Origin of the sequence: Streptomyces sp. Je 1-4 4N24, assembly GCF_026239515.1 — a bacterium.
GTDB classification, from domain to species: domain Bacteria; phylum Actinomycetota; class Actinomycetes; order Streptomycetales; family Streptomycetaceae; genus Streptomyces; species Streptomyces nigrescens.
The window spans coordinates 875,938-890,077 of record NZ_CP110836.1 but is presented as its reverse complement, the minus strand read 5'-3'; the positions used below and the strand labels follow the sequence as shown (position 1 = coordinate 890,077).

Sequence of the window (14,140 nt, the reverse complement as noted above, 5' to 3'; positions counted from 1 at the left end):
GGGACGCGGACGTGGCAGGCACGGCAGTCTCCGTGGGGAGTGGGGGCGTGCACGGGCGGCGTCAGAGTAGAACCGTCCGGTAGCCATGTACATGCCTTCAAGGTGACGGCCGGCCGAACGGTGGACGGCCTTATACGCCGTCGTCCTCCGCGAACGCCGCGGCACGCAGCCGCCCGTACTCCTCCGCCATGGCCGCCACCGTCCAATGGGCGTTCAGACCGCTGGGGTTGGGCAGGGCCCAGAGGCGGGTGTCGCCCAGCATGCGCTGCTGTGGCCCGATCGCTGCCTTCTTGTCGTCGAAGGCGACGCGGTACGCCGTGACACCGGCGACGGCGAGCCAGCGGGGGCGCAGCCGCGCCACCTTCTCGGCCAGCAGCCGGCCGCCCTCGCGGTACTCCTGCGCGGTCAGCTCATCGGCCTTGGCCGTCGCCCGCGCCACGACATTGGTGATGCCGAGGCCATGGGCGAGCAACTCCTCCTGCTCGGCGGGCCGGAGCCGGCGCGGCGTGAATCCGGCGGCATGCAGAACCGGCCAGAACCGGTTGCCGGGTCGGGCGAAGTGGTGGCCGGTGGCCGCCGTCATCAGCCCGGGGTTGATGCCGCAGAAGAGCACCCGCAGACCGCTCGCGGCCACGTCCGGGACGACGCGGTCGCGAGCGGCTGCCAGCTCTTCGGGAGTGAAGCCCATGGGCCCTCGCGTCAGAGGATCGAGCCGGGGGTGTACGCCGCGGCCTCCGGGTGCTGCTTGGTGATCTCCTCGATCCGGGCGACGACGGCCGTCACCTGGTCGGCCGCCGCGCCGGTGAAGGAGAGCTTGTCCGCCATCAGGGCGTCCAGCTGCGCCTTGTCCAGCGGAATCCGCGCATCCGCGGCGAGCTTGTCCAGCAGCTCATTGCGCTCCGCGCCCTGCTCCCGCATGGCCAGCGCCGACGCGACCGCGTTCTCCTTGATCGCCTCGTGCGCCTCCTCGCGGCCCACACCGGCGCGTACGGACCCCATCAGCACCTTCGTCGTGGCGAGGAACGGCAGATAGCGGTCCAGCTCACGGGCGACGACGGCGGGGAAGGCGCCGAACTCGTCGAGCACGGTCAGGAAGGTCTCCAGCAGGCCGTCCAGCGCGAAGAAGGAGTCCGGCAGGGCGACCCGGCGCACCACGGAGCAGGACACATCGCCCTCGTTCCACTGGTCACCGGAGAGCTCACCGGCCATCGAGGCATAGCCGCGCAGGATCACCATCAGGCCGTTGACGCGCTCGCAGGAGCGGGTGTTCATCTTGTGCGGCATCGCCGACGAGCCGACCTGGCCGGGCTTGAAGCCCTCGGTGACCAGCTCGTGCCCGGCCATCAGCCGGATGGTCTTGGCCAGCGAGGAGGGGGCGGCGGCCAGTTGCACCAGCGAGGTCACCACGTCGTAGTCCAGCGACCGCGGGTAGACCTGGCCGACGGAGGTGAAGGCCTGGCCGAAGCCGAGGTGCGCGGCGATCCGCTGCTCCAGCTCGGCGAGCTTGGCGGCGTCCCCGCCCAGCAGGTCGAGCATGTCCTGGGCGGTGCCGACGGGGCCCTTGATACCGCGCAGCGGGTAGCGGGTGAGCAGGTCCTCCACCCGGGCGTAGGCGACGAGCAGCTCGTCCGCCGCGGTCGCGAAGCGCTTGCCCAGCGTCGTGGCCTGTGCCGCGACATTGTGCGAGCGGCCCGCGAGGACCAGCTCGGCGTTCTGGGCGGCCAGCGAGCCCAGGCGTGCCAGCACGGCGACCGTACGGTCCCGCATCAGCTCCAGCGACAGCCGCACCTGCAGCTGCTCGACGTTCTCCGTCAGGTCACGGGAGGTCATGCCCTTGTGGACCTGCTCATGGCCGGCGAGGGCGTTGAACTCCTCGATACGGGCCTTGACGTCGTGCCGGGTGACCTTCTCGCGCTCGGCGATGGAGGCCAGGTCGACGGTGTCCAGGACTCGCTCGTAGTCGGCCAGCGCCTGCTCGGGGACCTCCACCCCCAGGTCCTTCTGTGCACGCAGCACGGCAAGCCACAGCTTCCGCTCCAGCTTGACCTTGTATTCGGGGGACCACAGCTCGGCAAGCTCCGCGGAGGCGTAGCGGCCGGCCAGGACATTGGGGATGCGAGGCTTCGCAGACACAGCAGTCACGTGGTCAGAGTCTACTGGCGGTTTGCGCAGGCCAGCGCCCCGGTCCCGGCTGTAGGTTCCTCCAAGCCGCGACCCGCGGCTCCGGAGCCCGGCGACGCCGGGTGTCAGTCCTCGTACGGCAGCAGCTCGGGGCGCTTGGCCGGGCGGCCGTCGCCCGAGGAGCGGCCGGTGAGCCGCCGGACCGTCCACGGCACCAGATGCTCGCGCGCGAACCGCAGATCCGCGGCGCGCCGTGCACCCCAGCTCGGCGGTGCGGCGGCCGGCAGTGGCGCGTCCCAGTCCGACTCGGCGGCCGGCCCGAGTGCCTGCCAGACGGCCTCCGCGACCCGGCGGTGCCCCTCGGCGTTCAGATGCAGCCGGTCGTCGGCCCACAGCCGCGGGTCGGACAGCGCCCGCGGCCCGTAGAGATCCACGACCACCGCACCGTGCCGCGCGGCTACCTCGTCGATCCGCGCGAACAGCTGCTCCATGCGCGGCCGGAAGCGCTCCAGCACCGGACCCTGGCGCCCCGGGCTGCGCATCAGCACCAGCTGCCCGCTGCCCTTGGCCAGCTGCCCGGCGGCGTCCTCGAAGCGGGCGCACACCTGGTCCACATCGCACTTGGGCCGCAGGATGTCGTTGAGCCCGCCGACCAGCGTCACCAGATCGGCGCCCATCGCGGCCGCCCGCCCGCACTGCTCGTCGGCGATCTGCCCGATGAGCTTGCCGCGCACCGCGAGATTGGCGTAGCGGAAGCCCGGTGCGGCGGCGGGTTCCCCGGACGGCGGCCGGGCCGCGGCCGCCAGCCGGGCGGCGAGCAGATCGGCCCAGCCGCGGTACGAGCCGTCCGGCAGGGCGTCCGACATTCCCTCGGTGAAGCTGTCGCCGACCGCGACGAAACTGGTGTAACGGGCATTCATCTCCATGGCGCGGTGATCCTACCGCTCGCCGTACCGTGCGGTATGCCCGGTCCCACGGGAGGCGGCAGGCGCCCGCGGTGTACGGTCTGGTGGCGTCCGGACGGCGAGGAAAGAGGCAGGTGGCCGCGCGATGACTCCCCGCCGGGGTGACGGCCCCGACGAGCCGACGTTCACCGAACGGGCCCGCCGCGAGCAGCTCATCGACGCCACCATCGACGTGATCTCCACCCGCGGGTACCCCGCGACCTCGCTGTCGGCGATCGCCGAGCGGGCCGGGCTGTCCAAGGCCGCGGTGCTCTACCACTTCTCCTCGAAGGACAAGCTCACCCGGGCGGCGCTGGAGCAGGTGATGGAGCGGTTCAGCGCCTATGTCACCGAGCGGCTGGCGCGGGCGGACGGCCCGCGGGACGCGATCGTCGCCTACGTACGGGCGATGATCGGTTATCAGCAGGCCAACCGCCGCCAGGTCCGGGTGATCACCGAGATGCTGCTCGACGACGGTGAGGGTACCCGGCTCAAGACGCCGGGTTCGCACGACACCCACGGCCGCCGACAGGCCCTCGCCGATCTGCTGACGGAGGGTCAGAAGGCGGGCGTCCTGCGGGAGTTCGACCCGCAGACCGTCGCCCTGGCGATCGGCGGTGCGATCGACGGAGTGATCGCGCACTGGCTGGCCCACCCCGAACTCGATCTGGACGCCGCTGCCGCGGAGCTGGAGGAGTTCACCCTCAACGCGATCGAGCGGCGGAGCTGACCCGGGCGAAAGCGGGGGCGTGCTCGGGGCGTATGCCGAACCCGCCCAGATAGCCCGCCACGGTCCGCAGGGGCGGCACCCGCCGCAGCAGCCGCATCGGCACCGGCAGTCGGTTGCCGTCGAGCGTGCCGGCCAGCGCGGAGCGGATCACCGTACCGCGGTCCATGGTGACCGCGACCTGGCCGCCGCCGAAGTGGGCGAAGACCCGGCCGCCCTTGAGGCTGTCGGCCGGGGCGTCCACCCGTACCTGCCAGACGTCCATCGGCACCTCGAACAGCTGCTGTCGGAGCCCGGCGGCCTGCCGCACCACCGAGTCCCGGCCGTCGCAGGCAACCGTCAGGGAGGCGGCGAGTTCGCCGGGTGCGCCGTCCTCGTCGAGGAACCGCACCCCCGTGACCTGGTCGCCCCTCGTGCGCAGTCCGGTGACCCTGGTGCGCATCCGCAGGGTGAAGTGGGGCTCCTCGGCGGCCGCGCCCGCGAGCAGATCGAGGAAGTCCCACTGCGGGACCATGGCGAAGTACTTGTGCCGGCCGGGGAGGCGCCGCATATCGCCCATCACGACCGTGGTGCCGCCGATCTGCGCCCGCATCTCCTCCAGCTTGGCGAACGGCAGCCGCGCGAAGGCCTCGCCGAGGCCGAGTTCGTCCAGCAGCCGCAGGGTCGACGGATGGACGGTGTCCCCGCGGAAGTCCCGCAGGAAGTCGGCGTGCTTCTCCAGGACGGTCACGTCGATGCCGGCCCGGGCCAGCAGCAGTCCGAGCATCATTCCGGCGGGCCCCCCGCCCACGATGCAGCACGTCGTGCGGTCCATCTGTGTGCCCCCTCCTCGCGTACGCATGCGATGGCGACCGGCGAGGAAACAAAGCCCTGACCGCTCGGTCAGTAATCTAACCGATCGGTCAGGGGAGTGGGGCGCCGCCCCCTCGTCAAGCCACGGGGCGTTGCAGCACCAGCTCCCGGAGCACGTCCTCCATCGTCACCAGCCCGGCCAGCCGCCCGTCGTCGCCGATCACCGCGGCCAGATGCGTACTGGATCCGCGCATCGCCGTCAGCACGTCGTCCAGCAGCGTCGAGGCCTTCACACGGGCGATCGGGCGCAGCGCGGAGACCGGGAACGGCAGTGTGCGGGGGCTGGCGTCCAGGGCGTCCTTGACGTGCAGATAGCCGAGGATGCGCCGGGTGTCGTCGACCACGGGGAAGCGGGAGAACCCGGACTCGGCGGCGAGCCGCTCCAGCCCCTCGGCGGTGATCCCCATCTGTGCGGAGACGACCTTCTCGACCGGCAGCACCACGTCCCTGACCGGGCGGCGGCCCAGCTCCAGCGCGTCGCGCAGCCGTTCCTTCGCCCGTTCGTCGAGCAGACCGGCCGCCCGGGAATCCTCGACCATCTTCGCGAGCTGGTCGTCCGAGAACGTCGCGGCCACCTCGTCCCTGGTCTCCACCCGCAGCAGCTTGAGCAGCCCGTTGGCGAGCGCATTGATCGCGAAGATCACCGGGCGCAGCGCCCGGGTCAGGGCGACCAGGGGCGGCCCGAGCATCAGGGCGCTGCGCACCGGCTCGGCCAGGGCGACGTTCTTCGGCACCATCTCGCCGAAGAGCATGTGCAGATAGGTGGCCAGCGACAGCGCGATCACGAACGAGATCGGGTGGATCAGCGCGGTCGAGATGCCCATCGCGTGGAACGCCGGTTCCAGGAGGTGGGCGATGGCGGGCTCGGCGACCGCGCCCAGCACCAGGGTGCACAGGGTGATGCCCAGCTGGGCCGCCGCGAGCAGCGCCGAGACATGCTGCAGACCCCACAGCACGCTGGTGGCCCGGCGGTCACCGCGCTCGGCGTACGGCTCGATCTGGCTGCGGCGCACCGAGATCAGCGCGAACTCGGCGCCCACGAAGAAGGCGTTGACGACCAGCGTCAGCAGACCCACGAAAAGCTGCACCGCGGTCATCGCCGGGCCTCCTTCTCCTGCTCGTCGGTGCCGCCCGGCAGCGGGGCGTGCAGCAGTACCCGGGCCGCGCGGTGGCCGGCGGCATCCAGGACATCCATCGACCAGCCGGCCACCTCCAGGGTGTCGCCGGCTTCCGGTATCCGGCCGAGCTCGGTGGCGACCAGGCCGGCCAGGGTCTCGTACGGGCCCTCCGGGAGCCGCAGGCCGATCCGCTCCAACTGGTCGGTGCGTGCGGCGCCGTCGGCCTGGTAGGCCTTGCGGCCCTCCGCGTCGGTGCCGGCCGGTGCCAGATCGGGGGTCTCCAACGGGTCGTGTTCGTCGCGGACCTCGCCGACCACCTCCTCGACGATGTCCTCCAGCGTCACCACGCCGGCCGTGCCGCCGTATTCGTCGATGACCACGGCCATCGTGCGCTTGCCGGAGAGGCGGTCGAGCAGCCGGTCCACGGTCAGCGTGGTGGGGACCAGCAGCGGTTCGCGCACCAGCTCGGAGACCGGATGGCGGGGGCGGCGCTCGGCCTGAACGGCCAGGACGTCCTTGATGTGCGCCACCCCGACGACGCTGTCCAGGCTGCCGCGGTAGACGGGGAAGCGGGACAGTCCGGTCGCCCGGGTCGCATTCGCCACGTCCTCCGCGGTGGACTGCACCTCCAGCGCGATCACCTGCACCCGCGGTGTCATGACGTTCTCCGCGGTCAGATCGGCGAGATTGAGGGTGCGGACGAAGAGCTCGGCGGTGTCGGGCGCCAGTGCGCCCTCCCTGGCGGAGTGCCGGGCCAGCGCCACCAGCTCCTGCGGGCCGCGGGCCGAGGCCAGCTCCTCGGCGGGGTCCAGGCCCATCCGGCGGACCGTGCGGTTGGCGGTGTTGTTGAGATGCCGGATCAGCGGCCGGAAGGCGGCGCTGAAACCGCGCTGGGCGGTGGCGACCTTCTTCGCGATGCCCAGCGGGTGGGAGATGGCCCAGTTCTTCGGGACCAGCTCGCCGACGACCATCAGGACGACCGTGGAGATCACCGTACCGAGCACCACGGCCAGCGAGTCCGCCAGCGAGCGCGGCAGGCCCATCGCGTCCAGCGGTCCCGCCAGCAGAGTGGCGATGGCCGGTTTGGACAGCATGCCGATGACCAGGCCGGTGACGGTGATGCCGAGCTGCGCCCCGGAGAGCTGGAAGGTGAGACCGCGGACCGCCTTCAGAGCGCTGTCCGCGCCCCGCTCGCCGCGCTCGGCGGCACGTTCGAGATCGCTGCGCTCGACGGTCGTCAGCGAGAACTCGGCCGCGACGAAGACACCACAGGCCAGGGTCAGGAGGAGCGCCACGCCCAGAAAGAGCAGGTCGGTCATCGAGTCACCTCCGTCCCATGATCGAACAGGATCGGGAGGTTCGCGCTCTGTCGGGAGGACGCTCGACAACTGGGAGGCTCGCCCATGGCTGGACGCTCACACACCTTTCACGTAGGTAGGGGAACACTATGGTAAAGGATCAGCAAAGTCGCTGGTGAACAAAGAGCCCGCCCCGGGCCGGGGCGGGCTCTGCGGGTTCCGGATGCCGCGCTCAGCCGTCGAGGTGTTTGACCCAGCGGCTCCACTGCGGCTCGGGCGCGTAACCCGCCGCGCGCCACGCGTGCTGCGCCGACTCATTGCGGTCCAGGACCATCGCGTCGCCGCGCCGGCCGCCCAGCGCACGGAACCGCTCCTCGGCGGCCGTCAGCAGTGCGCCGCCGATGCCCTGCCTGCGGTGTCCGGGATGGACGGCCAGCCGGTAGAGATGACACCGCCAGCCGTCGAAACCGGCGATCACCGTGCCCACCAGTTCACCGCCCCGCTCGGCCAGCAGCAGCGACTCGGGGTCACGGGCCACCAGCCGGGCCACGCCGTCGGTGTCATCGCTGATGCTGGTGCCCTCGGCGGCGATCTTCCAGAAGGCCAGCACGGCATCGAGATCGGCCGGCGTTCCGGCCCGGACATGAAGATCACTCATGCCCCGATCCCACCACCGGGCGGAGCAGGGTGTCGACCGGATTCCATGCCATGGACACCACGGGCCCGGCGCCGCCGCCGTCAGCTGCCCCTTCCACGAGCCGCTCACCTGTGCCGGCCTGGCGGGCGCCGGCCGGCTGGTCGCCTCGGTCTGGCAGCTGGTTGATCGTCGCCGGCATCGGGCTCGGGGCGCTCGGCGGCGGACCCCGCTGCCTGGACGCCGTCGAGACCACCCAGGTCGCCGAGGTGCCGTTCACCCTGCTCGGTGAGGCGCTGGTGGTGGGCGTCGCGGCACCGGCGCTATCGGGCCGGGCGGGCCACGCGCTCATCGTCCTGGGGCCGGGTGCCGATGCGCCGGGTCAGATACCCGGCGGTGGCGATCACCAGCAGCAGGACGACGGTGCCGAGGGTGAACGCCTCGAAGGTGAGCCGGGAGACACCCCAGACCGCCCGGAAGTCGTACGGAATGCCGAAGAGCTGCTCCAGTGTGCCGGGAAACAGCGCCACCCATGAGCCGAGCACGATCCAGGCGTAGACGAGCAGCGTCGCCACGGTGAAACCGGGGGTGCCGAACGGGGCCCGGTAGGGCCGGGGCACCGCGCGGTGGCGCAGCCGCAGCGCCAGCAGCGAGGGGACCACGGCGAGATAGGACAGCAGCAGGGTGGTGATCGCGACGGTCAGCACCACCCCGAAGACGGCCGAGGCGTCTCCTTTCGCCAGGTTCATCGCGGCGGCCATGAACACGGTGGCGGTGACACCGGAGAGCAGATTCATCCGGACCGGTGTGCCCAGCCGCGGATGGAAGGCGCCCAGGCCCCGGCTGAAGAACCCGCCGTCGGCGGCCGCCATTGCCTGCATCCGGTCGGCGACGATCATCCAGGCGCTGCCCTGGGTCAGCAGCGCCACCACGAACAGCACCGCGACGAAGGTCAGCAGCGGCCCGCGCCAGTCGCCGTAGATCCCGAAGACCAGCCGGGCGGCGTCCATGAAGCCGCCGACACCGGTCACCCGGCCGGGCGGGGCGGCCGAGAGAATGGCCAGCACCGGCAGCAGATAGCAGCAGGTGGCGATGGCCCCCGACACCCCGATCGCCACCGGCACATCGCGCTGCGGAGTGAGCATCTCGTCGCCCGCCGCATTGGGCGCCTCGAACCCGACGAACGCGAACAGCAGCACCGGCACCAGCGCCAGGAACCCCACGCCGGTGGGGGAGAAGCCGGTGCCCTGCAGACCGCGGAACCCGTGCTGGATCCCGTACGCCACCGCCGTACCGGTGAAGAAGGCAAGCGCCAGGACCTTGGCCCCGGCGCCGGCCGTGGTGATCCATTTGCCGCGGCGCAGTGAGACCACCGCGGTGAGAATCGCGGCCCAGATGAAGACCAGCTTGAAGCCGTAGTCCGCCACCGTCCCCGAGCCGAGCGGGAGGACGAAGCCATCCCAGGCCCCGGCGGCCACGAAGACCAGCGAACCGCCGAGCCAGACGGGATTGGTGACCCAATAGAACATGGTGGTCAGCACGGCCGCCGGCCGCCCGAAGGCCACCTCCACCCAGACATAGGGCCCGCCTTCCTGCGGGAACGCGGCTCCGGTCTCGGCGAACACCAGGGCGTAGGGCACCAGGAACGCCACCGCGATGACGGCGATCCAGATGACGGCCTGTCCGCCGCCGGTGGCGATCTGCCCGATCACATCGAAGGAGATCACGGCGGCGACGCCCATCGCCATGATGTCGAAGCGCCGCAGACTGCGCTGCAGATGTGGGACGGGGGCGGGGACGGACACGGCGTGGTCCTCCTGATGGCCGGTGCGGTCGCGAACAGTCCGGTCCGTCGCTGATCCCTCCGGGGGCCGGGCCCGCGACGGATCACATCGTGCGGCATCGGCTCCGGCGGCAAAGGCAGCGGCACGCACCGCGGCGCCCGCCTGTGCCCCGGTTCCCCGCCCGGCTGCTGCCGGTTGGTGGCCCGGAACGACCGGCCGGGCGGGGAGCCGGAATCTCCGCCCGGGCGGGCAGCGGACCGGTCGGCCGCTTCGCCACCGCCCCGGCCGCCGACATCCGTCGCATCGTGCCCCGGACGCCGGTTGCGGACCGCGTCCTCCCGCAGCGCGTCCCCCGACCGAAATGGAGATCCGGGGGAGGACCGATCTTGGTCATTGACCTGATGGCCCGGGTGCCCGAGACTCCCGTTCAGCCCCCCTCGTCGGCCGCCCCGCCCCGCCGGTCATCCGGCAGCTCCATGCTGCCCGCCGCCGGTTGGCCGTCCCGTACCCACCAGCCCGCGACCCCGCGCGGGCCAGCCCCGAGGAGGCCGCCGTGACCGATCGGCACGGAGCCGCGCAGCCCGACGCGGTCGCACAGCACACCGTCGACGAGGTGCCGGAGCGCGCACGGCACGGGTGTACCCGTGATCTGTTCACCCTCGGGTTCGGCACCCATATCGCCCCGTTGGCGCTGGTCACCGGCGCGATGGCGGTGCAGGTGTTCCATCAGCCGCTGTGGTCGGGCGTACTGGCGGTGCTCGTCGGGCAGTTGCTCGGCGGGGTCTTCATGGCGCCGCACCGGGCGCCGGGCCCGCAGTTCGGCCTGCCGCAGCTGATCCGGATCCGGGCCCGGTCCGGATCGCTGGGGGCACTGCCGGGCGTGGTCCTCGCGGCCGCCCTGTACGTCGCGTTCTTCGCCGCCCACCTCGTGCTCGCCGGGAAGTCGCTGCACGTCCTCGCGCCCGGCCTGCCGGTCGGCGCGGGCATCCTGCTCGGCGCCGCCGGCTCCGCGGTGCTCTGCCTGATCGGCCACCGTCTGATCCCCGCCCTCAACAAGGTGGCGGCGGTGGTCCTCGGCCTCGGCCTCGTGGCCGGTCTCGCGCTGGCCGTGACCCGCGGTCTGCCCGGGGACTTCTTCACCCGGGGCGGGTTCACCTTCGCCGGCTGGCTCGCGATCGTCTCGCTCAGCGCCCTGTGGCAGCCGGCCCTCGCCCCGTACGCCGCGGACCCCTCGCGCGCGCTGTCCGGGACGGTCCGCCCCACCGCCGCCGGCTTCTGGGCGACGTACGGGGGCGCCTGCCTGGGCTCCCTGCTGCCGTTCCTGGCCGGTGCGGCCGTCGCCCCGGCCTGCCCCGGTCCGGACACCGGCGCCGGGATCGGCGCCGCGGCCGGGTCGTTCGGACCGGTGCTGCTGGTCCTCTTCCTCTTCAGCGTCCTCCACCACAACGCGCTCAACCTCTACCGCGCGGTGCAGGCGACCCTCACCATCGGGCAGACCCTGCGGGCCTGTTGGCAGCCCCGGCCGGGGGTCCGCGGTGCGGTCTCCGCACTCGTCCTGGCCTGCGGGCCGGCCCTCGCCCTCGGTCTCGCAGGCGACTTCGTGACACGGTTCGCCGATCTGGTCCTGGTGCTGCTGGCCGCGCTGGTGCCCTGGGCCGCGATCAACCTCGTCGACTTCTCTCTGCTGCGCCACGGCAGCCAGGACCCCGAGGAGCTCTGCGAGCCGGACGACGCCCCCTACAGGCGGTTCGACCCGGTCGCGCTCGGCTCGTACGTCCTGGGCATCGCCGTCCAGATCCCGTTCCTCGCCAGCGATCTGTACACCGGACCGCCGGCGGCGCACTTCGGCGGCGCGGATCTGTCCTGGCTCGTCGGACCGGCCGTGACCGCGCCGCTGTACTTCCTGTGGGCGCGGTCCCGGCGGCGGTGCGAGGGGGGAACGGTGCTCGGCATGCGCGAGCAGGCCGCCCGCATCCTCGACCCGCTCCGGCCCCTGTACCCCGAGGACGTACGGGGCTTTGCGGACACCCGTTAAGTGAGTCGGGCAAACCCGATTTCCCTGTTTCGGCCCCGCACTTCGCTGGCGCATCGCAGGCGCAGAAATTCTGCGCCTGGACCGAAATTCGACGCCAGGCCGACGACTCCCCAGGGCGCCTTCGACGCCTGGATGCGCGGGCGGCGCCCCTCCGGAACGTCTCCGCGGCGTTCCGTACCCCGCCGCTTGCCGCTGCTAGCGGATGCGCGCTAGCTTTGAGAGGTGGCGAAGACGCAGCTGAACGTCCGGGTGGACGAAGCCACTGCCGAAGCGGCGCGAGAGCGCGCTCTGCAGCGGGGAGTGAGCATGAACCGCTATATCGAGGAGCTCGTCCTGAAGGACGCCGGCGAGGTCGGCCAGACCTTCGTCGAGGCCGCCTCCGACTTCATGAAGCAGTACGAGCGCGTCTTCGCCGAGGAATTCGGCCGGCAACCGGACAGCCCCCCTGCCACTCCGAGCACCACCGACCGCGAAGGACTGCCGGGCACAACGTGACGCTGCGCATCGACCTCGCCTGGCTCCTCCTGATCGCCGAACAGCACACCCCCGGAGACCCCCAGGTCACCGACTGGGGCGCCCTGGTGGCCGCAGTCAGCCGCCATGAAGCCGAGATATTCGGGGTGCCCGTCTACGCCGACCCGCAGGACCGCGCCGCCGCTTTGCTCCAACTCCTGCTCCAGGTACCGGCGTTGGAGGGCGCGAATGCGATGTTCGCGACCGCCGTCGCCTATGGCTACCTGGTCGCCAGTGGTCTGAAGATCGCCACTTCCCCCGAGCAGGTCCGCGACCTCGCCCGCCTCGTCAAGAGCGGGACGGCCGACGTCCGGGCCATCGCGGACGAGCTGCGCACCTGGACGGTGTGAGGGCCTCCGCCGCGCGGGCCGCTCAGTCGGCCGGACGCCGCGCCGTGCCCAGCACCGCCGGCGAGGTCGGCAGGGTCGGCCCGCGCTCCGGCACCTTCAGCCGGCGCACCCGCAGCACCTCGAACCCGGCCGTGCGGATCTCGCCCAGCGGGTCCCGCCCGGTGTGACAGCCGCCCATCAGCAGTGGCCAGACCGTCCGGTCCAGCGACCACTGCACCGCCGCAAGACCCCGCCCCGCGGCCCGCCCGTGCTCGAAGAACCGCAGCTCACCGCCCGGCCGCAGCACCCGCCGCAGCTCCATCAGGGCCCGCTGCACCTCGTACACCGAACACAGCACCAGCGACGCCACCGCGGTGTCGAACGCTTCGCTCTTGACCGGCAGTGCCTCCGCCACACCCGGCACCAGATCCACCGGCACCTCCGCACGCGCCGCCGCCGACCTGGCGACCTCCCGCAAGGTGGGCTCCGGCTCGATCGCCACCACCTCCGAGACGGTCCCCGGATAGTGCGCGAAGTTCAGCCCGGTGCCCGCGCCGACCTCGATGACCCGGCCCGTGGTGCCCGTCAGCAGCTCCTTCCGGAGCGCGGCCACCCCCGCCCGCGCATCCGCGGCCGGACCACAGCAGCTCGCGTAGAACCGGGCGAACACCGGATGGTGCACCGTGCCGTGCGGAACTCTTCTGCGCTGCCACATGACGGACCCCTTCGCCGACGCTGCCCGCTCCTGCAGTCAGTCTCCCCACCGGGCGGGCAAGGAGTCACCGGGAGCCACCGCGTCCGCCGTCCGGAAATCCGTACGAGGCGAGGCCGTCGCACCGCACCGGGGGCTTCGTACGGCCGCCACCTCCCGTCCTCCCCCTGCCGTGCCCTCACGGCGGGGGCCGGCGGCCGCACCGGCGTCACGAGGGAATACGGAACCCGCCCGATCCACCGAGCGCCGGTGCCAGCCAGTCCGGAGCCGCGGCGCGGAAGGCGTGCGGCGACAGCCCGCCGGAGCCCTCCGGGACCAGGCCGAGAAGCGGGGCGCCGGCGGCGTCCGGGAGGTCCGTCAGATTGCAGCGGGCTGCGAGGTCGGGCTCGGCCGGCCAGCTGCCGATGACGACGCCCGGGGAGTCGAGCCCGTACGAGCGCAGTGCCAGCGCGGTCAGTGCGGTGGCGTTGAGGGTGCCCAGGCCTGCCGGGGCGACCACCAGGACGGGGGCCTGGGCCAGCCGCGCGGCATCGGCGAGCGTATGGCCGTCCGCGTCGAAGCGGACCAGCAGCCCGCCCGCGCCCTCGACCAGCACCAGGTCGTGCGAGGCGGCCAGTTTGGCGGCGGCCTCGGCGATGTCCTCGGGGCGCACCGGCGGCAAACCGGCCCGCAGCGCGGCCGTCGCGGGCGCCAACGGTTCCGGGTAGCGGGCGAGTTCGACGCCGGTGACCGGGCCGGCCAGCCGCTCGACCTCCGCCGCGTCACCCGTCTCATGGGCCGTGACACCGGTCTGGGCCGGCTTGAGCACGGCCACCGAACGGCCCCGGGCGATCGCCGCCGCGGCGATCGCCGCCGTGGTCACGGTCTTGCCGATCTCCGTGCCCGTGCCCGTCACGAACAGCACCGACATGGTCTGCCTCCGACTCTGCGCGGCCGATCGCGCGCGCAATGACTGTGAATGTTGCTGTGTGCATGGCGCCCACCGGCACCGTTACCGGGGCGAAGGGCGAAGGGCGAAGGGCGAAGGGCGAAGGGCGGAGCGGCGGGGCGGCGGGGCGCGGAGCACCGGCCAC

The 14,140-nt window shown here is 72.3% G+C and carries 14 protein-coding genes and 1 pseudogene; 5 read left to right on the top strand and 10 right to left on the bottom strand.

Translation table 11 applies throughout. From position 1 onward, the window contains the following. Positions 1 to 130: 130 nt before the first annotated feature. The 3 genes from mug to SLV14N_RS03575 form a co-directional block, all read right to left on the bottom strand. The gene (gene mug, locus SLV14N_RS03585; protein WP_208679694.1) at positions 131 to 688 is read right to left on the bottom strand and encodes a G/U mismatch-specific DNA glycosylase; all 558 of its coding nucleotides are present in this window, start codon (positions 686 to 688) and stop codon (positions 131 to 133) included. A gap of 11 nt (positions 689 to 699) precedes the next feature. Continuing rightward, on the bottom strand, positions 700 to 2,133 hold the full coding sequence (gene purB, locus SLV14N_RS03580) for an adenylosuccinate lyase (RefSeq protein WP_208687674.1): 1,434 nt from the start codon (positions 2,131 to 2,133) through the stop codon (positions 700 to 702). A 113-nt stretch (positions 2,134 to 2,246) separates the two neighbouring features. Continuing rightward, positions 2,247 to 3,047, bottom strand: coding sequence for an SGNH/GDSL hydrolase family protein (locus SLV14N_RS03575; protein WP_263267988.1), 801 nt, complete (start codon positions 3,045 to 3,047; stop codon positions 2,247 to 2,249). Between the two features lie 124 nt (positions 3,048 to 3,171). Between SLV14N_RS03575 and SLV14N_RS03570 the strand changes: the two genes are divergently transcribed. After that, a complete protein-coding gene (locus SLV14N_RS03570; protein ID WP_263267987.1) occupies positions 3,172 to 3,795 on the top strand; it encodes a TetR/AcrR family transcriptional regulator in 624 nt (207 codons plus the stop codon). Here the strand turns inward: SLV14N_RS03570 and SLV14N_RS03565 are convergent. The 4 genes from SLV14N_RS03565 to SLV14N_RS03550 form a co-directional block, all read right to left on the bottom strand. After that, positions 3,770 to 4,606, bottom strand: a complete 837-nt coding sequence (locus tag SLV14N_RS03565) for an FAD-dependent monooxygenase (protein WP_263267985.1) — start codon at positions 4,604 to 4,606, stop codon at positions 3,770 to 3,772. The two genes, SLV14N_RS03570 and SLV14N_RS03565, sit on opposite strands and share 26 nt — an antisense overlap. 115 nt (positions 4,607 to 4,721) lie before the next feature. Continuing rightward, entirely contained in the window at positions 4,722 to 5,741 is a 1,020-nt protein-coding gene (locus SLV14N_RS03560; RefSeq protein WP_263267983.1) for a hemolysin family protein, read from the bottom strand. Next, a complete protein-coding gene (locus tag SLV14N_RS03555; RefSeq protein WP_263267981.1) occupies positions 5,738 to 7,081 on the bottom strand; it encodes a hemolysin family protein in 1,344 nt (447 codons plus the stop codon). Before SLV14N_RS03555 ends, SLV14N_RS03560 begins: the two co-directional genes overlap by 4 nt. 211 nt (positions 7,082 to 7,292) lie before the next feature. Then, positions 7,293 to 7,718, bottom strand: coding sequence for a GNAT family N-acetyltransferase (locus SLV14N_RS03550; protein ID WP_208679688.1), 426 nt, complete (start codon positions 7,716 to 7,718; stop codon positions 7,293 to 7,295). 50 nt (positions 7,719 to 7,768) lie between these two features. Here SLV14N_RS03550 and SLV14N_RS38920 point away from each other — a divergent pair. Further along, positions 7,769 to 7,996: pseudogene (locus SLV14N_RS38920) on the top strand (hypothetical protein); the annotation flags it as partial. Between the two features lie 21 nt (positions 7,997 to 8,017). Here SLV14N_RS38920 and SLV14N_RS03545 read toward each other — a convergent pair. After that, entirely contained in the window at positions 8,018 to 9,499 is a 1,482-nt protein-coding gene (locus tag SLV14N_RS03545) for an APC family permease (protein WP_263267979.1), read from the bottom strand. A gap of 532 nt (positions 9,500 to 10,031) precedes the next feature. Between SLV14N_RS03545 and SLV14N_RS03540 the strand changes: the two genes are divergently transcribed. The 3 genes from SLV14N_RS03540 (at position 10,032) to SLV14N_RS03530 (ending at position 12,376) form a co-directional block, all read left to right on the top strand. Continuing rightward, positions 10,032 to 11,513: a cytosine permease gene (locus SLV14N_RS03540; RefSeq protein ID WP_263267977.1), complete on the top strand. Its 1,482-nt coding sequence runs from the start codon at positions 10,032 to 10,034 to the stop codon at positions 11,511 to 11,513. Positions 11,514 to 11,735: 222 nt separating this feature from the next. Next, positions 11,736 to 12,008 (top strand): toxin-antitoxin system HicB family antitoxin, encoded by a 273-nt coding sequence (locus SLV14N_RS03535; RefSeq protein ID WP_127154464.1) that lies wholly within the window; start codon positions 11,736 to 11,738, stop codon positions 12,006 to 12,008. Next, positions 12,005 to 12,376, top strand: a complete 372-nt coding sequence (locus SLV14N_RS03530; protein ID WP_208679685.1) for a fic family toxin-antitoxin system, toxin component — start codon at positions 12,005 to 12,007, stop codon at positions 12,374 to 12,376. Before SLV14N_RS03535 ends, SLV14N_RS03530 begins: the two co-directional genes overlap by 4 nt. 22 nt (positions 12,377 to 12,398) lie before the next feature. On the opposite strand, the gene SLV14N_RS03525 is transcribed toward SLV14N_RS03530, so the two are convergent. Next, positions 12,399 to 13,070 (bottom strand): class I SAM-dependent methyltransferase, encoded by a 672-nt coding sequence (locus SLV14N_RS03525; protein ID WP_208679684.1) that lies wholly within the window; start codon positions 13,068 to 13,070, stop codon positions 12,399 to 12,401. A gap of 205 nt (positions 13,071 to 13,275) precedes the next feature. Next, positions 13,276 to 13,977, bottom strand: a complete 702-nt coding sequence (gene bioD / locus SLV14N_RS03520; RefSeq protein WP_208679683.1) for a dethiobiotin synthase — start codon at positions 13,975 to 13,977, stop codon at positions 13,276 to 13,278. Positions 13,978 to 14,140 lie beyond the last annotated feature (163 nt).

Coding starts and splice junctions, on each gene's coding strand:
- SLV14N_RS03550 (WP_208679688.1), bottom strand. CDS start 7,718: ATGAGTGATCTTCATGTCCGGGCCGGAACGCCGGCCGATCTCGATGCC.
- SLV14N_RS03555 (WP_263267981.1), bottom strand. CDS start 7,081: ATGACCGACCTGCTCTTTCTGGGCGTGGCGCTCCTCCTGACCCTGGCC.
- mug (WP_208679694.1), bottom strand. CDS start 688: ATGGGCTTCACTCCCGAAGAGCTGGCAGCCGCTCGCGACCGCGTCGTC.
- SLV14N_RS03575 (WP_263267988.1), bottom strand. CDS start 3,047: ATGGAGATGAATGCCCGTTACACCAGTTTCGTCGCGGTCGGCGACAGC.
- SLV14N_RS03565 (WP_263267985.1), bottom strand. CDS start 4,606: ATGGACCGCACGACGTGCTGCATCGTGGGCGGGGGGCCCGCCGGAATG.
- SLV14N_RS03570 (WP_263267987.1), top strand. CDS start 3,172: ATGACTCCCCGCCGGGGTGACGGCCCCGACGAGCCGACGTTCACCGAA.
- bioD (WP_208679683.1), bottom strand. CDS start 13,977: ATGTCGGTGCTGTTCGTGACGGGCACGGGCACGGAGATCGGCAAGACC.
- SLV14N_RS03560 (WP_263267983.1), bottom strand. CDS start 5,741: ATGACCGCGGTGCAGCTTTTCGTGGGTCTGCTGACGCTGGTCGTCAAC.
- SLV14N_RS03525 (WP_208679684.1), bottom strand. CDS start 13,070: ATGTGGCAGCGCAGAAGAGTTCCGCACGGCACGGTGCACCATCCGGTG.